The 17,076-nt window shown below is 70.0% G+C and carries 17 protein-coding genes and 1 tRNA gene; 14 read left to right on the top strand and 4 right to left on the bottom strand.

The window, feature by feature from the left end; genetic code table 11:
• Positions 1-18 precede the first annotated feature (18 nt).
• The 6 genes from BLV96_RS14280 (at position 19) to fabG (ending at position 4,917) form a co-directional block, all read left to right on the top strand.
• The gene (locus tag BLV96_RS14280; RefSeq protein WP_086672711.1) at positions 19-594 is read left to right on the top strand and encodes a TetR/AcrR family transcriptional regulator; all 576 of its coding nucleotides are present in this window, start codon (positions 19-21) and stop codon (positions 592-594) included.
• Positions 595-673: 79 nt separating this feature from the next.
• A complete protein-coding gene (locus BLV96_RS14275; protein ID WP_158104071.1) occupies positions 674-1,366 on the top strand; it encodes an SAM-dependent methyltransferase in 693 nt (230 codons plus the stop codon).
• A gap of 84 nt (positions 1,367-1,450) precedes the next feature.
• The gene (locus BLV96_RS14270) at positions 1,451-2,305 is read left to right on the top strand and encodes a TIGR03621 family F420-dependent LLM class oxidoreductase (RefSeq protein ID WP_086672707.1); all 855 of its coding nucleotides are present in this window, start codon (positions 1,451-1,453) and stop codon (positions 2,303-2,305) included.
• 580 nt (positions 2,306-2,885) lie between these two features.
• Complete coding sequence (locus BLV96_RS14265) at positions 2,886-3,605, top strand: response regulator transcription factor (RefSeq protein WP_244180219.1); 720 nt, start codon at positions 2,886-2,888, stop codon at positions 3,603-3,605.
• Positions 3,606-3,819: 214 nt separating this feature from the next.
• Positions 3,820-4,113: an acyl carrier protein gene (locus BLV96_RS14260; protein WP_086672703.1), complete on the top strand. Its 294-nt coding sequence runs from the start codon at positions 3,820-3,822 to the stop codon at positions 4,111-4,113.
• Positions 4,114-4,131: 18 nt separating this feature from the next.
• Positions 4,132-4,917: a 3-oxoacyl-ACP reductase FabG gene (fabG, locus tag BLV96_RS14255; RefSeq protein WP_086672701.1), complete on the top strand. Its 786-nt coding sequence runs from the start codon at positions 4,132-4,134 to the stop codon at positions 4,915-4,917.
• A 241-nt stretch (positions 4,918-5,158) separates the two neighbouring features.
• On the opposite strand, the gene BLV96_RS14250 is transcribed toward fabG, so the two are convergent.
• Positions 5,159-5,231: transfer RNA gene (locus BLV96_RS14250), tRNA-Arg, on the bottom strand.
• A gap of 150 nt (positions 5,232-5,381) precedes the next feature.
• On the opposite strand from BLV96_RS14250, the gene BLV96_RS14245 reads away from it, so the two are divergent.
• Positions 5,382-6,482: an epoxide hydrolase family protein gene (locus BLV96_RS14245; protein ID WP_086672699.1), complete on the top strand. Its 1,101-nt coding sequence runs from the start codon at positions 5,382-5,384 to the stop codon at positions 6,480-6,482.
• On the opposite strand, the gene BLV96_RS14240 is transcribed toward BLV96_RS14245, so the two are convergent.
• Positions 6,479-7,303: an SDR family oxidoreductase gene (locus tag BLV96_RS14240; RefSeq protein ID WP_086672697.1), complete on the bottom strand. Its 825-nt coding sequence runs from the start codon at positions 7,301-7,303 to the stop codon at positions 6,479-6,481. The two genes, BLV96_RS14245 and BLV96_RS14240, sit on opposite strands and share 4 nt — an antisense overlap.
• A 22-nt stretch (positions 7,304-7,325) precedes the next feature.
• Here BLV96_RS14240 and BLV96_RS14235 point away from each other — a divergent pair, with 22 nt between their 5' ends.
• Complete coding sequence (locus BLV96_RS14235) at positions 7,326-7,745, top strand: MarR family winged helix-turn-helix transcriptional regulator (protein ID WP_086672694.1); 420 nt, start codon at positions 7,326-7,328, stop codon at positions 7,743-7,745.
• Positions 7,746-7,900: 155 nt separating this feature from the next.
• Positions 7,901-8,821: a cation diffusion facilitator family transporter gene (locus BLV96_RS14230; RefSeq protein WP_086672692.1), complete on the top strand. Its 921-nt coding sequence runs from the start codon at positions 7,901-7,903 to the stop codon at positions 8,819-8,821.
• Here the strand turns inward: BLV96_RS14230 and BLV96_RS14225 are convergent, their stop codons facing one another.
• Complete coding sequence (locus tag BLV96_RS14225; protein WP_086672690.1) at positions 8,822-9,547, bottom strand: DUF305 domain-containing protein; 726 nt, start codon at positions 9,545-9,547, stop codon at positions 8,822-8,824.
• Positions 9,547-10,359, bottom strand: a complete 813-nt coding sequence (locus BLV96_RS14220; protein WP_086672688.1) for a DUF3105 domain-containing protein — start codon at positions 10,357-10,359, stop codon at positions 9,547-9,549. The genes BLV96_RS14225 and BLV96_RS14220 overlap by 1 nt, the downstream gene beginning before the upstream one ends.
• Before the next feature lie 196 nt (positions 10,360-10,555).
• Between BLV96_RS14220 and argS the strand changes: the two genes are divergently transcribed.
• From argS to thrB, 5 genes are read left to right on the top strand one after another with little or no spacing between them, the layout of a single operon-like run.
• The gene (gene argS, locus BLV96_RS14215) at positions 10,556-12,217 is read left to right on the top strand and encodes an arginine--tRNA ligase (protein WP_086672686.1); all 1,662 of its coding nucleotides are present in this window, start codon (positions 10,556-10,558) and stop codon (positions 12,215-12,217) included.
• A gap of 3 nt (positions 12,218-12,220) precedes the next feature.
• A complete protein-coding gene (gene lysA / locus BLV96_RS14210; protein ID WP_086672684.1) occupies positions 12,221-13,651 on the top strand; it encodes a diaminopimelate decarboxylase in 1,431 nt (476 codons plus the stop codon).
• Positions 13,652-13,656: 5 nt separating this feature from the next.
• The gene (locus BLV96_RS14205) at positions 13,657-14,970 is read left to right on the top strand and encodes a homoserine dehydrogenase (protein WP_425266176.1); all 1,314 of its coding nucleotides are present in this window, start codon (positions 13,657-13,659) and stop codon (positions 14,968-14,970) included.
• A complete protein-coding gene (gene thrC, locus BLV96_RS14200) occupies positions 14,967-16,028 on the top strand; it encodes a threonine synthase (protein ID WP_086672679.1) in 1,062 nt (353 codons plus the stop codon). Before BLV96_RS14205 ends, thrC begins: the two co-directional genes overlap by 4 nt.
• On the top strand, positions 16,025-16,912 hold the full coding sequence (gene thrB / locus BLV96_RS14195; RefSeq protein WP_086672677.1) for a homoserine kinase: 888 nt from the start codon (positions 16,025-16,027) through the stop codon (positions 16,910-16,912). Before thrC ends, thrB begins: the two co-directional genes overlap by 4 nt.
• Positions 16,913-17,076: the final 164 nt, after the last annotated feature.

The raw sequence follows: 17,076 nt of genomic DNA, 5'->3' as shown, positions 1-17,076 counted from the left end.
CTACGGTAGGCTGGCCGCATGCCTGGTCCTGGACTTCGAGAGCGGAAGAAGGCGCAGACCCGGCAACGGCTGGCCGACGTGGCCTTCGCGTTGTTCCGGGAGCGCGGGTTCGACAACGTGTCGGTCGCCGAGATCGCGGACGCCTCCGACGTGGCGGTCTCCACCCTGTTCGCGTACTTCCCGAGCAAGGAAGCCTTGGTCTTCGACGAGGACCAGGCGCACGAGCAGCGGCTCGTCGGCATGGTCCGGGGGCGCGCCGAAGGCGTGTCGATCATGGACGCGCTCGAGGCGCAAGCCGAAAGCCTGATGGCCGGGCTGCTGGTCGACCGGGCAACGGTGGAACAGTTCCAGGAACTGCTCGCGGCGACACCGCAGTTGCGGGACTACTTCGAGCGCATCCGGCGCCGCTGGGAGAAGTCGCTGGCGGTGGCGATCGCGCAGGAAGCCGGGTTGCCCGACGACGACGTGTCCGCCGCGGCGTTGGCGCGCTACGTGATGGGAGCGGTGGAGCTGGGCCACGACAGCGGGGACCCGCGCGCCGCGATGCCGGTTCTGTTCGCCCGGCTGCGGCGTGGCTGGCCTGATTTCTGCTGACCCACCGGTCGTGGCGGTGAGCTGTGCCGGAGTCGGACCGCATCGCGGTTCACGGGGTGCTCGAAAGGAGTGTCGGCCGGTGATCGAATTCTGTTCCGAAGCACGGCATCGCGACTACGACCTCGCCTACCGTGGCGAAACCGCGCTCGGAGAGCAGCTGCCCTGGGACATCCCGGGGCCGCAACCCGCCTTCGTCGACATCGAACGGGCCGGCCTGATCCGTGGTGCGGTGCTCGACTGCGGTTGCGGCACCGGCGAAAACGCGCTCTTCCTCGCAAGCAAGGGATATGCCGTCACCGGTGTCGACCTCGCGCCGACAGCGATTTCCCGGGCGCGGCAGAAGAGCGCGGAGCGCGCGATCGACGTCGCTTTCGCCGTGGCCGATGCGTTGGAACTGGCCGGGTACGAGGAATGTTTCGACACGGTCGTCGACTCGGGCATGGCGCATGTGTTCGGTTCCGGGGAGCTGCCCCGGTACGCGGCCGCGCTGCACCACGCGTGCCGTCCGGACGCGGTCTTGTTCGTCCTCGGTATCGACGAGCAGCACGCTTCCGGAAGCCGGCTGTCCGAGGCGGTTTCCCGGTTGGCCGAGGACGAGCCCGGCCCGGGGGCGCGGACGCTCCCGATGATCGACGAAGATTCGCTTCGCGAGGCTTTCGCCGATGGCTGGACCGTGGGTTCGATCGGGGAGGCGAACATGCGCGCGGTGCTTCCCCACGCAGGACGGGACACCGTGGTTCCGGCCCTGCTGGCCCAATTCGTCCGGGTGTGAATCGACGGCGTGATCCTTCGGGATCCGCTGTGTCAGCCGAGATGGCCTTTCACTGAAACAGGTGGCTTTCGAAAGGGGTTCGGTATGCGGTTTTGCGTGAACATGGAGGCGTCCGCCGGGCGGCGGGAATGGGTGCGCAGGTGCCGGGAAGCCGAGGAAATCGGAATGGACGTCATCGCGACGCCGGACCACCTCGGAATCACCGCTCCTCTTCTTCCGTTAGTGCTTGCGGCCGAGGTGACCGAGCGGGCGCGGCTGACCACGCTCACCCTCAACGCCGCTTTCTACAACCCGACCCTGCTGGCCAGGGACGTGGTCAGCGTGGACGTGTGCACCGACGGCCGGTTCGAGCTCGGGCTCGGCACCGGCTACGCGAAGCCGGAGTTCGACAAGGCGGGTATTCCCTTCGAGCGTGCCGGAGCGCGCGTCGACCACCTGGTGCGCACGCTCGACGAACTGGAGCGCTTCTACGCGGACCCGGAGGAGCCGAATCCGGTGCAGCAACCCGGTCCGCCGGTGCTGATCGGTGGTGAGGGGGACCGGATGCTGCGGCTGGCGGCGCGGCGGGCCGACATCATCGCGTTCCCCGGCGCGGGGATCGACCAGAATGGCCTGCACCTGCGCGAGCCGGAAGAGCTGCTCGAACGCACGCGGTTCGTGCAGAAAGCCCTTGACGGCCGGGACGCCGAACTGAACCTGCTCGTCCAGCACGTCGAAGTCACGAACGACAGTGCGGGTGCCTACGAACGGCTCGCCGAGAGGTTCAGGGGCGCCTACAGTGCCGAACAGCTCAGGCGGTACCCGATTTTCCTGATCGGCAGCGCGGAGCACATCGCCGAAGAACTGCGCGCGCACGGCGAGCACTACGGCATCACCTACTTCAGTGTCAGTCACACCAGCATGATCGAGCTCGCGAAGGTGTTGCCGCGACTGCGTTAGACGACCATTTCGAGGAATTCGCTGAATTTCCCCTCGGTATCGGCGGAATAATTGGGCCTTGTCGCTGCGTCGGCAGTGTCGGCGAAGATTTGTTGTCGCCTCGGCAACAACTGTGCCGCGGTGACTTCGCGGACCTCTCTGCCGGCTTTTCCGCATTGCGCCTGCCTGCGGCTCGCTGTAGACTCAGGTCACGGATCACGGTGCCGCGAGGCGGCTGGTGAGCGTGGGAGCCGGCGGCCAGGGTGAACCGCGGTGGGCTTACCAGGTTTTGGTGGCTTGTGCTGGAATACAATCGTGGTGCCAAGGGGGGCACCCTGTTTTCGGCCCCGTGGTCCGGACGGCGATAGTGGTGAAATCGTATACCGTCCAGGGGGAATTTTGTCAGCCAAGTTTCTGTTTTCCGGTCCGAACCTGCCGTTTCGGCTCGCGTCGATTGCCCGGGCCTGCTCCCCGTGGTGCGCCTGGGGCGTGGCCGATGAGTAGAAGTGCTGCTGTTTCGGGTTCGGCCGCACCGGACGGGGCCGGTGTCCTCCCGTGGGAGAGGGCGGAGCTGACGTCGGATCGTGGTCATCGTGCGGGTGTGCTGTTCGGCAACTGGCCGGACGTCCGGGGCCGTGCGGCGCGTCCGATCAGGTCGTCGGACTCCTGGCGGCTCCTCGTCGTCGAGGACGACGACCTGGAACGGGACACCCTCAAGCAGGGCCTGGGGCGGCACGGGCACGAAGTCGCCGAAGCCAGGACGGGTGAACAAGCCCTGGCCGACCACGACGACGCCGACCTGATCCTGCTCGATCTCGAGCTGCCCGATCTGGACGGCCTCGAAGTCTGCCGTGCGATCAGGGTCGACCGGGACACACCGATCATCGTGGTCACGGAACGGGCGTCGGAGCTCGACTGCGTCCTGGCGCTGCAGAACGGCGCCGACGACTACGTCGTGAAGCCGTACGGCTTCCGGGAACTGCTGGCCCGGATCGAGGCGGTGATGCGGCGGGCCCGATCGGGGGTGTCGGCGGTGGAGGTCATCGAGCACGGACCGCTGCAGATCGACACCAACACCCGGGAGGTTACGTGCCACGGCAAGCAGATCCGGACCACTCGGAAGGAGTTCGATCTGCTGCGCCTGCTCGCTTCCCGCCCGGACACGGTGGTGTCGCGGAAGTTCATCATGCACCAGATCTGGGGTGATTCCTGGTCGCGGAGAACCGTGGACACGCATGTCAGCAGCTTGCGCAACAAGCTCGGTGGAAGCGATTGGATCGTCGCGGTCCGCGGGGTGGGATTCCGGATCGGACCGGTCTGACAGCCGGGCGTTGAAGAAGGGGCTCGCGGCCGGTTGCCGCGGGCCCCTTGTGCGTGTTGTCAACGTTATGACAATCGTTTCTGGACTTTCCATGGCATTTCTCTGAATCGATGACTACTCGTCGAGGGACCTGGCCAAGATTTGAACCGGCTGCCCTTGCTGCTGCCGTTGGTTTTCTTGGACCATGGGGTTGTGGTGCCGCCGCGGGGCGGGTATGGCGACCACCGGAAAAATCTTTCTGGAAGGAGTTTTCGTGCTCGAAAAAGCGTTCACCATCGAGGACCTCAAAAGAATTCTGGCCGAAGGGGCCGGCATCAGCGAGAATATCGATCTGTCGGCCGATATCCTCGACATCGAGTTCGCGATGCTCGGCTACGACTCGCTCGCCCTGCTCGAGACGGCAGGCCGCATCGAGCGTGAGTACGGGATCAGCCTGGACGAGTCGATCCTGGGCGATGCCACCACCCCACGCGCGTTCGTCGATGCCGTCTGCGCGTCTGCCGGCTGAATTCACGAAGGGGAACCCATGTCGCAGGAAGACAAGCGAGTGGCGCTCGTCACCGGGGCCACCAGTGGTATCGGCTTCGCCGTGGCGCGGCTGCTGGCAGGTCAGCAGCACCGGGTCTTCGTCGGGGCGCGGACCGGAGAAAACGTGGTCTCGACCGTGAAACTGTTGCGGGAGGAAGGTCTCGACGTCGAAGGAACGGTGGTCGACGTCCGCTCCGGCGAGTCGGTGCGACGATTCGTGCGGGCCGCGGTCGACCGGTTCGGGAGCATCGACGTCCTGGTCAACAACGCCGGGACGCCGGGCGGCGGCGTCACCGCGGACCTGGAGGACGAGGTGTGGGAACGCGTCATCGACACGAACCTCACCAGTGTGTTCCGCGTGACGCGAGAGGTCCTGAACGCCGGCGGCATGCGTACGAAGAGCCGCGGGCGGATCATCAACATCGCCTCGACCGCCGGCAAGCAGGGAGTCGTCCTCGGAGCCCCGTACTCCGCGTCCAAGCACGGCGTGGTCGGCTTCACCAAGGCGCTCGGCAACGAGCTGGCGCCGACGGGCATCACGGTGAACGCCGTCTGCCCCGGCTACGTGGAGACCCCGATGGCGGAGCACGTCCGCCGGAACTACGCAAAGCTGGGCCGCACGACCACCGAGGCGGTGCTGGCGAAGTTCAACGCGAAGATCCCGCTGGGCCGGTACTCGACGCCACAGGAGGTGGCGGGCCTGGTCGGCTACCTGGCCTCCGACCCCGCGGCATCGATCACATCCCAAGCCATGAACGTCTGCGGCGGCCTCGGCAACTTCTGACCCGGCCGCACCACGGGCCCCGCTGAAGGCGACTCATCGCCGCGACATCTGGGTGTGGCCTTGCCGCGGTCGGACTCCCGGACCTCACCGGAGCCCGTCATGAGCGCCAACTCGCAGGCGATCGCTCGACAAGTCATTGGCCGCCGGCTGCCGGATTCGGCCGCGGTCTGCCGGGTAGGACGCAAATCGGCCCCTACCGCGTTCGCGCTGGTAGGGGCCGGTTCTGTTTGTCCAAAGTGAGTGCCCTCGGCAGGATTCGAACCTGCGACACCTGCCTCCGGAGGGCAGTGCTCTATCCCCTGAGCTACGAGGGCCCATCGCTGGGCGACTCGGAAAGCTTAGCGCATCGCGACGACCCCTCGCGCGCAGGTGGTCCGACTGGCGAATCGGCTGGTCAACGGGCTGAAAGTTGATCCACTCGCCGAGACATCGCTAGCGTGGGAAGCCCACCTGAAGGAGCTGAGATGGTCAAGCCGTTCCAGGTGTCTCTCGATGAGGCCGATGTCGCCGATCTGCGGGAGCGGCTTCGGCGGACTCGGTGGCCCGAGGCCGAGACCGTCGGGGACTGGTCTCAAGGCGTTCCGCTCGCCTACGTGCGGGAGCTCTGCCGGGACTGGGGTGAGGAGTACGACTTCGGGTTCGCCGCGCGGCTGAACGCTTTCCCGCAGTTCCGGGCCGACGTCGACGGTGTCGGCCTGCACTTCGTGCACCTGCGGTCGCCCGAGGCCGATGCCCTGCCGCTCGTGCTCACCCATGGGTGGCCCGGTTCCGTCACCGAGTTCCTCGATGTCTTCGGGCCGCTCAGCGATCCCGCCAAGTACGGCGGCGACCCCCGCGACGCCTTCCACGTCGTCGCGCCGTCGCTGCCCGGCTTCGGGTGGAGTGACAAGCCCGCCCTCAAGATCGCGCGCGTCGCCGAGCTCTTCGACCTGCTCATGCGGGAGCTCGGCTACGACCGCTACGGCGCTCAGGGCGGTGACTGGGGTGCCGCCGTCACCAACGCCCTCGCGCGGTCCGGGCGCGTTGCCGGGGTGCACGTCAACTTCGCCTCCATCCGCATGATCCTGGACGATCCGACGCCGGAGGAACGCCGCGCGCTCGCCGATCTCGAGGAGTTCCGGCGGACCGGGAGCGGGTACTCCGCGCAGCAGAGCACCCGGCCGCAGACGCTCGGCTACGGCCTCACCGACTCGCCCGCCGGCCAGGCCGCCTGGATCGCCGAGAAGTTCTGGGCCTGGACCGACAACAAGGGGCACCCGGAAGACGCCGTCGACCGGCAGAAGATCCTCGACGACATCTCCGTCTACTGGTTCACCGCGACGGCCACGTCGTCGGCGCGGATGTACTGGGAGAACAACGACCGGGACCTGTCCACTGTGGACGTCCCGGCCGGGGTTTCGGTGTTCCCGCGGGAAATCGTGCGGCCGTCGCGGCGGCAGGCCGAGCGGCGCTACACCGACCTGCGGTGGTTCGAAGAGCTGCCCGTCGGCGGGCACTTCGCCGCGCTGGAGCAGCCCGAGCTGTTCGTCGACCAGGTCCGCGGCTTCTTCCGGCTGGTGCGCTAGGCGAGCCAGCCGGTCGTCAGGCGCTGGACGGCCGAGCCGTCGCGGTCGGCGAACTTGAGCCCGGTGAACTCCTCGGCCTGCTTCGACGTCTGGATGCGGAACGCGGGCGACTCGGCCGTCATCGCGTCCAGGATCACCTCGGCGACCTCGTCGGCCGTCTGGGCGCCCTCGAACGACTTCGTGACGTTCGCGATGTACTTCCGCAGCGACTCCGCGTAGGGGCCGGCTTCGGCGAAGAGGCGCTCGTCGACGCCGATGTTGTTCACGAACTCCGTCGCGACCGCGCCCGGCTCGACGACGCACACCTTGACGCCCTGGGCCGCGGCGACCGGCGCGAGGGACTCCATCAAGCCTTCGACGGCGAACTTCGCCGCGCAGTACGCCTCGTTGAACGGCTGGCCGACCGCGCCGCCGATGCTGGTCACCGTGATCACGCGGCCGCCGCTCGCGCGCAACGCCGGCAGCGCGGCCTTCGTCGTCTCGACGACGCCGAAGAAGTTGACCTCCATGGTCTCGCGCACCGCGGAGACCGGCTCCTGCTCGAGCGTGCCGACGTGGCCCGCGCCGGCGTTGTTGACCAGCACGTCGAGCCGGCCGTAGTCGGCGAGGACGCCCTCGACCGCCGCGCGGACGGACGCGGGATCGGTCACGTCCAGGGGGCGGATGTCCAGGTCGGCGCCGGCTTCGCGCAGGCGGTCCGCGCGGGCGGGGTCGCGCAGCGTGGCGACGGTCCGGAAGCCCGCGCGAGAGGCCCGGACGGCGGTGGCGAGGCCGATGCCGCTGGACGTGCCGGTGATCAGGGCGACGCGGTCGTTGCTCATCTGGGAGACCTCGACTCTCCGGATGAGCGCTGACCCGATCACCGACGACGTCGTCGCCCTGCTCGCGCGGATCGTCGACCGGTTCGTCGACTCCTACGAGTCCGCGGCGGCCACGCAGGGGCTGACGACGGTGCAGGCCAAGGTGCTCGGCGCGCTCGGGGAGCCGCTGCCGATGCACCGGATCGCCGAGAAGCTGAAGTCGGAGCGCTCGAACGTGACGGGCATCATCGACCGGCTCGAAGCGCGCGGGCTCGTCGAACGACGGGTGGACCAGCGCGACCGGCGGATCAAGAACATCGTGGCCACGCCCGCGGGGGCCGTGCTGGCCCGCGACCTCCAGCGGGGGCTGGGGTTCGCGGCCGACCCGCTGGCCGCGCTCGGCGCGGACGACCGCGTCCAGCTGCGCGACCTGCTGCGGCGGATGGTCGACGTCGAAGCGTGACGGGCCCACCGGGTGGGAAACCCCGCCTGGAGGATTGGTGCGCGCTGTTCCGGGTAGTAGCTTTCGGATGGGTGAACTTAGGGTGCCCTCTGTTGCACATATGCGCATCCGACTATATGTTTGGCCTCGACGGTGACCACGGGAACGGAGGCGGAATGGGACACGGCCACGGACACGGGCACACGAGCGCGCCGACGAGCGCCTCGGGCCGGTACGTGCGGAGCCTGACCATCGCCCTCTGCATCGGCGCCGGCTTCATGGTGCTCGAGTTCGTCGTCGGCTTCACGACCGGTTCGCTGGCCCTGATCTCCGACGCCGCGCACATGTTCACCGACGTACTCGGGGTCGGCATGGCGCTGACCGCGATCGTCCTGGCGCGGCGCTCGGGCCCCACGGTCAGCCGCACGTTCGGGCTCTACCGCGCGGAAGTCCTGGCCGCGCTGGCCAACGCGGTCCTGCTGTTCGGCGTCGCGGGATACGTCCTCGTCGAGGCCGTCGGCCGGATCGGCGACCCACCCGCGGTGCCGGGCCTGCCCGTGCTGCTGGCCGCTTCCGCGGGACTCGCGGCCAACATCGTGTCGTTCGCGGTGCTGCGCTCGGGCGCGAAGGAGAGCCTCAACGTCCGCGGCGCGTACCTCGAAGTGCTGGCCGACCTGATCGGCTCGGTCGGCGTGCTGGTCAGCGGCGCCCTGACGCTGCTGACGGGCTGGCGCTACGCGGACCCGATCATCGGTGTCGCGATCGGGCTGTTCGTGCTGCCGCGTACGTGGACGCTGGCCCGCCGGGCGCTGCGCATCCTGTTCCAGCACGCGCCTCAGGGTGTCGACGTCGGGGCGATCAATAAAGAGTTGGCCGCGCTGCCGGGCGTCGCGGACGTGCACGACCTGCACGTCTGGACTTTGACTTCGGGCATGGAAGTGGCTTCGGCGCACTTGACGCTCGCGCCGCCCGCGAAGCAGTCCGATGTGCTGACGGAGGCGCAGAACCTGCTTTCTTCGCGGTATGCGATCGAGCACGCGACGCTGCAGGTGGAGGCGCCGCAGTGTGCGCGGCGGTGCCAGGAACTGAGCTGGTAACTACGCCGGGAGCGGCTGGGCGCCCCGGCCCGAAAGCATCAGCTTGATCTGGTCCATCTCCGCCCCCTGCGAAGTCAGAATGCTGGTCACCAGCGCCTTCAACGCCGGCAGTGTCGAATGCGCCGCCGCGTACTGGGCCATCGACGTCCCGCCCTGGTGGTGGCGGAGCATCAACTGCAGGAAATAGACGTCGAACTCGCGGCCTGACAACGAACGCAGCTTCTTCAGCTCCGTGTCCGTCGCCATGCCCGGCATCAGCGCGCCGCCCGCGGGGTTTACCGAAGACGTGCCCATCGACATTCCGTCGTGGCCCGCCATCGGTTCCGTCATCCACTTCATCGGCGCGCCGATCGGCTGCTCGGGCTGGTCCCACAGCATGAGCCAGCCCTTCATGCGGCCGACCTGCTCCAGCTGCGTTCGCTCGATGTCGAACGACAGCTGCTTGATCTCCGGGTCGGTCGTGCGGTCGCGGGCGATGCCCGCCATCGTCACCGCCTGGAGGTGGTGCGTCGACATGTCCTGGGCGAAGCCGACCTCGACCGAGCCGGCGGCGGGCGTCGCCGCCGTCCCGGAGTCGTCGACGGCACGGGTGAGGAACATCCCCGCCGTCGCGCCGATCAGCAGGACCGCCAGCAGCGTCCCGCCGATGATCACCCAGCGCGACCAGGTCGGCTGCTCGGTGACCTCTTCGGATTCGAAGTCGGGGTCGAGGTCGGCTTCGGCCATCACTTGGTCGGGGTCGGCGAAGCCGGAGCGGACGAAGCCGGCGGCTGCGAAGCGGGCATGCCCTGCTCACCCTGCGCCGCGGTGCTGCCCTTGTAGTCCATCGGCTTCGCGTCCGGGCCCGGCTTCGACGCGTCGAACGGCGGCGGGTTGTCCGGGTCGAACTGGCCGGGGACGGCGTCGCAGGACGCGCCGACCTCGGGGTAGACGCCGTTCGGGTTGGCGCGCAGCGCCGCGATGAACTCGTCGATCCGCGCGTCGTTGGCGTCGTCCAGCTTCAGCTGGTGGCCCCACGACTGCAGGGAGATCGGCTTGTCCAGGCCCGGGTACGGCGACATCATCGTGTACGGCTTGTCCTTGACGCGGACGCTCAGCAGGTTCAGCGCGTCGCCGGTGACCTGCTGCGGGTTGTAGGCGATCCAGACGGTGCCGTGCTCGAGCGCGTGCACCATGTTCTCGGTGCGGACCGCGGTCGGGTAGACGATGCCGGTGCAGGTGGCCCACGTCTGGTCGTGCGGGCCGCCGAACGGCGGGGTCTTGTCGTAGGCCACGCGCTCGGTCGGGAGCACGTGCACGCTGCCGGTGTAGGTGGCCGTCACCACGCCCGGGATGCGCTTGGACGGGTCCGGCTCCTGCGCGCTCGGCGCGAACGACGCGGCGGCGGCCTCGCGGTCGGCCTGCTCACGCTTGGGCGCGGACTTCACCATGTAGTAGGTGATCACGGCGCCGAGCAGGGCGACGATGGCCACGACGGCGATGATCGTGCCCCACGGCGTGCCCTTCTTGCTCACCACGGAACCGCGGGCCGCCTTCACCGCCGACCCCTTTTTCCGAGTTGTCCCGTTCGCCATGGCTCCCGCGTTCTCCCTCTGGTGGCTGCGGACGGATTCCCGCCCCGGCCAGTGTAGAGACCACCCGTCTGATCACCGTTAACACCTCACGAACCCGCCCGCCGTGACATCCCCGAGACCGCTGCGAGCGCCCGACCAGGGCACACCTAGAATTCGGCAGGTGACTCCCGCCGCTCTCGCCGACCTGGTCCGCAGCTCCGCCGTGCAGGTACTGACCGCACGCGGCATCGACGACACCGTGCTGCCGGAGCAGGTGACCATCGAACGCCCGCGCAACCCCGACCACGGCGACTACGCGACGAACCTGGCGCTGCAGGTGGCCAAGAAGGCCGGGCTGAAGCCGCGCGAGTTCGCCGAGGCGCTCGCCGAAGCGGTCTCGGCCGACGACGGTGTCGACTCGGCCGAGGTGGCGGGCCCCGGCTTCCTCAACTTCCGGCTCGCCGCGGCCGCGCAGGGCGACATCGTGCGCCAGGTGCTGGACGCCGGCGCCGCGTACGGCCGCGGGGACGCGCTGGCCGGGACGAAGATCAACCTCGAGTTCGTCTCGGCGAACCCGACCGGCCCGATCCACCTGGGCGGCACGCGCTGGGCCGCGGTCGGCGACGCGCTGGGCCGCGTGCTGGGCGCGCAGGGCGGCGACGTCACGCGCGAGTACTACTTCAACGACGCCGGCGCCCAGATCGACCGGTTCGTCCGGTCCCTGATCGCCGCCGCGAAGGGCGAGCCCGCGCCGGAGGACGGCTACGCGGGCGGCTACATCAACGACATCGCCGCCGAGGTCATCAAGGCCGAGCCGAGCGCGTTGTCGCTGCCGGAAGAGCAGCGCCACGAGACGTTCCGCCGGATCGGCATCGAGCTGATGTTCACCGAGATCAAGCAGAGCCTGCACGAGTTCGGCACCGACTTCGACGTCTTCTTCCACGAGAACTCGCTGCACGAGTCGGGCGCGGTCGACGCGGCCGTCCAGGAGCTCAAGGACTCCGGGAACCTCTACTTCGAAGACGGCGCCTGGTGGCTGAAGTCCAAGGAGTACGGCGACGACAAGGACCGCGTCGTCATCAAGCAGGACGGCAACCCGGCCTACATCGCGGGTGACCTGGCCTACTTCAAGGACAAGCGCAACCGCGGCTTCGACCTGTGCATCTACATGCTCGGCGCGGACCACCACGGCTACATCGCCCGTCTCAAGGCCGCGGCCGCCGCGTTCGGCGACGACCCGGCCACGGTCGAGGTGCTGATCGGCCAGATGGTCAACCTGGTCAGCGACGGCAAGCCGGTGCGGATGTCCAAGCGCGCGGGCACCGTGATCACGATGGAGGACCTCGTCGAGGCCGTCGGCGTCGACCCGGCCCGCTACGAGCTGATCCGCTACTCCGTCGACTCCACTTTGGACGTCGACCTGGACCTGCTGCGCAAGCACTCCAACGACAACCCCGTCTACTACGTCCAGTACGCGCACGCGCGGCTGTGCACGATGCTGCGCGGGGCAAGCGATCTCGGCCTCAAGTCCACTGAGGACGTCGACCTCGGGCTGCTGACGCTGCCGGTCGAAGGCGACCTGATCCGCACGATCGGCGAGTTCCCCGAGACGGTGCGCCGCGCCGCCGAAATGCGGGAACCGCACCGGATCGCGCGCTACCTCGAAGACCTCGCGGGCGCGCTCCACAAGTTCTACGCGGTCCGCGAGGCCCGCGTGCTGCCCAAGGGCGACGAGCCGGCCACCCCGGCCAACCACGCCCGGGTGGCTCTCTGCGAGGCGGCGCGCGTGGTGCTCGCCAACGGCCTCGCCCTGGTCGGTGTCTCCGCTCCGGAACGGATGTAAGAAATGGCGCACCCCGCGGGCCCCAGGCACGCCGACGTCTACCCCCACGCCGACACCTCCGGGCTCCAGCCGTCGGGAGCCGAGGAGCTCGACAAGCTCCCCGCGAAGGTGTGGCCCCGCAACACCTTCCGCGCCGCCGACGGTGTCGTGCGGATCGCCGGGGTCGACGTCCGCGAGCTGGCCGAGAAGCACGGCACGCCCCTGTTCGTGGTCGACGAAGCCGACTTCAAGTCCCGTTGCGCGGACTACGCCGAGGCGTTCGACGACCCCTCGCTCGTGCACTACGCGTCCAAGGCGTTCCTCTCCATCGAGATCGCCCGCTGGGTGGCCGAGCAGGGGCTGAGCCTGGACGTCTGCAGCGGCGGCGAGCTCGCCGTGGCGCAGCGCGCGGACTTCCCGGCCGACCGGATCACCTTCCACGGCAACAACAAGTCGCCCGCGGAGCTCGAGGCCGCGGTCGTCGCCGGGGTGGGCACGATCGTGCTCGACTCGTACTTCGAGATCGCCCGGCTGGGCGACATCGCCGCGCGCCACGACGTCGTGCAGCCGGTGCTCATCCGGGTCACCGTCGGCGTCGAGGCGCACACCCACGAGTTCATCGCGACCGCCCACGAGGACCAGAAGTTCGGGTTCTCCCTCGCGAGCGGCGACGCCGCCGAGGCCGTGCGCCGGGTGCTCAACGCGCGGTCGCTCAAGCTCGTCGGCCTGCACAGCCACATCGGCTCGCAGATCTTCGACGCCGACGGCTTCGAGGTCGCCGCCCGCCGCGTAGTCGGGCTCCTCGCCGACCTCGCCAAGGAGCACGGCCCCGAGCTGCTCGACCAGCTGAGCCTGGTCGACCTCGGCGGCGGCTTCGGCATCGCCTACACCGAGAAGGACAACCCGCCGCCGCCGGCGCAGATGATCACGCAGATCCGCGAGATCGTCCGCAAGGAGTGCGCGTACGCGGGCCTGCCGGTGCCGCGCATCGCGGGCGAGCCGGGCCGCGCGATCGCCGGTCCCGGCACCGTCACGCTCTACGAAGTCGGCACGATCAAGGACGTCTCGCTCGGCGACGACGCGGTCCGCCGCTACGTCAGCGTCGACGGCGGGATGAGCGACAACATCCGGACCGCGCTGTACGACGCCGTGTACGACGTCCGGCTGGTTTCCCGCTCCGCGGAAGACGCCGGCCGCCCGGTGCAGGCCGTACTGTCCCGCGTGGTGGGAAAACACTGTGAGTCCGGCGACATCGTCGTACGAGACTGCTGGCTGCCCGACACGCTGGCTCCCGGCGACCTGCTGGCCGTGGCGGCGACCGGTGCCTACTGCTACTCGATGGCGAGCACGTACAACCGGCAGCCCCGCCCGGCCGTGGTCGCCGTGCGCAACGGCAGCCCCCGGCTGCTGCTGCGGCGGGAGACGACCGACGACATGCTGCGCCTGGAGGTCTGAACACAGTGGCTGCCCCAGAGGAACGCCGGGCCGTGCGCGTCGCCCTGCTCGGCTGCGGGACCGTCGGCGGTGAGGTCGCCCGGCTGCTCACCGAGCAGGCCGATGAGCTCGCCGCGCGGGCGGGCACGGCGGTCGAGCTGGCCGGCATCGCCGTCCGCCGCCCGGACAAGCACCCCGAGCTGCCGCCGGAGCTGCTGACCGCCGACGCGGAGAAGCTCGTGACCAGCGACGACGTCGACGTCGTGGTCGAGCTGGTCGGCGGCATCGAGCCGGTGCGCGGCTGGCTGGTCGCCGCGCTGAAGGCCGGGAAGTCGGTCGTCACGGCGAACAAGGCCCTGCTGGCCGAGCACTCCGCCGACCTGTTCGAGGCGGCCGACGCCGCGGGCGCCGACCTCTACTTCGAGGCCGCGGTCGCCGGCGCCATCCCGCTGCTGCGCCCGCTGCGCGAATCCCTCGCGGGCGACCGCATCACGCGCGTGATGGGCATCGTCAACGGGACCACGAACTACATCCTGTCCGCGATGGACTCCACGGGCGCCGGCTACGCCGAGACGCTCGACGAGGCCAGCCGGCTCGGGTACGCCGAGGCCGACCCGACCGCCGACGTCGACGGCTACGACGCCGCGTCGAAGGCCGCGATCCTCGCGTCGCTGGCCTTCCACACCCGCGTGACCGCTTCGGACGTCCACCGCGAAGGCATCGCCGACGTCACCGCGTCCGACCTCGCGGCGGCCCGCGGGCTGGGCCGCACGGTCAAGCTGCTGGCGATCTGCGAGCGCGTGACCGACGACGACGGCGTCGAGTCGGTTTCCGCCCGCGTGCACCCGGTGATGATCCCGCGCAGCCACCAGCTGGCCGGGGTCGGCGGCGCGTTCAACGCCGTCTACGTCGAGGCCGACGCCGCCGGCGAGCTGATGTTCTACGGCCAAGGCGCGGGTGGCGCGCCGACGGCGAGCGCGGTGCTCGGCGACCTCGTCGCGGTGGCCCGCAACCTCGTGGCCGGTGGCCGCGGGCCGCGCGAGTCCGCGCACGCGGCGCTGCCCGTGCGGCCGATGGGCCAGACGCCGACCCGTTACCACGTAAGCCTTTCCGTGGCCGACCGCGCCGGGGTGCTCGCCCAGGTGGCGCAGGCGTTCGCCGGGCACGGGGTGAGCATCGCGGCCGTGCGGCAGAGCGACGTCGGCGACCGCGCGAGCCTGGTCGTGGTGACGCACCAGGCGCCGGACGCGGCCTTGCAGTCCACTGTGGACGAAATCGCGAAGCTCGACGTCGTCCACGAAGTTGTCAGCGTGATGCGGGTGGAAGGCGAAGACCAGTGATCAGGCACCCTTGGCCCGGACTCATCGAGGCCTACCGCGACCGCGTCCCGGTTCCCGACGGCGCGCAGGTCGTCACGCTCGGGGAAGGCAACACGCCGCTGCTGCCCGCGCGGTACCTGTCCGAGCTGACCGGCTGCGAGGTGCACCTCAAGGTCGAGGGCGCCAACCCGACCGGTTCGTTCAAGGACCGCGGGATGACCGTGGCCATCACGCACGCGCTCGCCAGCGGGCTCAAGGCGGTGATCTGCGCGTCGACCGGCAACACCTCCGCCTCGGCCGCCGCCTACGCCGCGCGCGCCGGCCTCACCTGCGCCGTGCTGGTGCCCCAAGGCAAGATCGCGATGGGCAAGCTCGCCCAGGCCGTGCTGCACGGCGCCCGGATCCTGCAGGTCGACGGCAACTTCGACGACTGCCTCGAGCTGGCCCGCAAGACCGCGGCCGACTACCCGGTCACCCTGGTCAACTCGGTCAACCCGGTGCGCATCGCCGGCCAGAAGACTGCCGCGTTCGAAATCTGCGACGTGCTCGGCACCGCGCCCGACATCCACTGCCTGCCGGTCGGCAACGCGGGCAACATCACCGCCTACTGGGCGGGGTATTCGGAGTACGCGGCCGACGGTGTGGTGAAGAACACCCCGCGGATGTTCGGCTTCCAGGCCGCCGGCGCGGCCCCGCTCGTGCACGGCGAGCCGGTGGCGGACCCCGAGACGGTCGCGACCGCGATCCGGATCGGCAGCCCGGCCTCCTGGACCGCCGCGGTCAAGGCGAAGGACGCGTCGAACGGCCTCTTCGAAGCCGTGACGGACGAGAAGATCCTCGAGGCCTACCGGCTGCTGGCCGGGCGCGAGGGCGTGTTCGTCGAGCCGGCGTCGGCCACCAGCGTGGCCGGCCTGCTGGCCACCGCCGCCGACGGCCGGCTCCCGAAGGGGTCGCGCGTGGTCTGCACGGTGACCGGGCACGGCCTGAAGGACCCGCAGACGGCCCTGGCGGGCAACGTCGAGGTCGAACCCCTCGCGGTGGACCCCTCGGCGGTCGCGGCGGCGCTGGACCTGCGGTGACCGGCGCGTTCAAGGTCACCGTCCCGGCGTCGACGGCGAACCTGGGGCCGGGTTTCGACGCCTTCGGCATGGCCCTGGGCCTCTACGACGTCGTCGAGGTGCAGGTCATCGACAGCGGCCTCAAGGTCGAGGTGGTCGACGCCGGCGCGGGCGGCGTCGAGGACGTCCCCACCGACGAGACCCACCTGGTCGTCCGGGCGATCCGCGAGACGTGCGCGCACCTCGGTGCCGAGCCGCCGGGCCTGCACCTGCGCTGCCACAACGCGATCCCGCACGCGCGCGGCCTCGGCTCGTCGGCCGCCGCGGTGGTGTCCGGCGTCGCCGCCGGCTACGCGCTCGCGGGCCGGGAACTGGACGCCTCCGGCGCGCTCCAGCTCGCCGCCGGCTTCGAGGGGCACGCCGACAACGCCGCGGCGAGCCTGTTCGGCGGATTCGTCCTCGCCTGGTGCGAGGGTGGCGAGTTCCACGCCGAGCGCCTCGCGCCGCACGCGTCGATCCGGCCGGTCGTGGCCGTCCCGGCCGTCCGCTCGGCCACCGCGACCACGCGCGGCCTGCTGCCGGCGACCGTCCCGCACGCCGACGCCGCGCACAACGCCGGCCGCGCCGCGCTCGCCGTCCGGGCGCTGACCGCGAAGCCGGACCTGCTGCTCGCGGCCACCGAAGACCGCCTGCACCAGCACTACCGCGCCCCCGCGTACCCGGCGAGCGGCGAGCTGGTGGCGACGCTGCGTGCACGGGGAGTGGCCGCCGCGGTGTCCGGCGCGGGTCCCACGGTGCTCGCGCTGACCACCACGGGAATACTGCCGCCCGGGGTCGACGTTGAGGGGTTCGACGTCTTCGAGCTGCCCGTGGATCTTTCGGGTGTGCAGGTTGCGGCCCGGTGAAGGCCGGGTCACACGCCCGCCACGCGGGGGGTGGTTGTTGCACCCGGAACCGCCGCGGTCTACCCTCGGGGGCGTTCGATCACCGTGCGTTTCCGCACCCGATGCCGGTCCTCCGGGATCGCATCCTTCGTTGATCCGCCGAATCCGCACCGCCTGGCGAGCGG

This window comes from Amycolatopsis pretoriensis (assembly GCF_900107925.1).
Taxonomy (GTDB): Bacteria; Actinomycetota; Actinomycetes; order Mycobacteriales; family Pseudonocardiaceae; genus Amycolatopsis; species Amycolatopsis pretoriensis.
The sequence above is the reverse complement of the archived record's forward strand: the minus strand, read 5'-3'. Positions and strand labels throughout refer to the sequence as shown.

Excerpts from the sequence above, each read along its gene's own strand:
- BLV96_RS14280 (WP_086672711.1), top strand. The coding sequence starts at position 19 with ATGCCTGGTCCTGGACTTCGAGAGCGGAAGAAGGCGCAGACCCGGCAA.
- BLV96_RS14270 (WP_086672707.1), top strand. The coding sequence starts at position 1,451 with ATGCGGTTTTGCGTGAACATGGAGGCGTCCGCCGGGCGGCGGGAATGG.
- BLV96_RS14260 (WP_086672703.1), top strand. The coding sequence starts at position 3,820 with ATGGCGACCACCGGAAAAATCTTTCTGGAAGGAGTTTTCGTGCTCGAA.
- fabG (WP_086672701.1), top strand. The coding sequence starts at position 4,132 with ATGTCGCAGGAAGACAAGCGAGTGGCGCTCGTCACCGGGGCCACCAGT.
- BLV96_RS14245 (WP_086672699.1), top strand. The coding sequence starts at position 5,382 with ATGGTCAAGCCGTTCCAGGTGTCTCTCGATGAGGCCGATGTCGCCGAT.
- BLV96_RS14240 (WP_086672697.1), bottom strand. The coding sequence starts at position 7,303 with ATGAGCAACGACCGCGTCGCCCTGATCACCGGCACGTCCAGCGGCATC.
- BLV96_RS14235 (WP_086672694.1), top strand. The coding sequence starts at position 7,326 with ATGAGCGCTGACCCGATCACCGACGACGTCGTCGCCCTGCTCGCGCGG.
- BLV96_RS14230 (WP_086672692.1), top strand. The coding sequence starts at position 7,901 with ATGGGACACGGCCACGGACACGGGCACACGAGCGCGCCGACGAGCGCC.
- BLV96_RS14225 (WP_086672690.1), bottom strand. The coding sequence starts at position 9,547 with ATGGCCGAAGCCGACCTCGACCCCGACTTCGAATCCGAAGAGGTCACC.
- lysA (WP_086672684.1), top strand. The coding sequence starts at position 12,221 with ATGGCGCACCCCGCGGGCCCCAGGCACGCCGACGTCTACCCCCACGCC.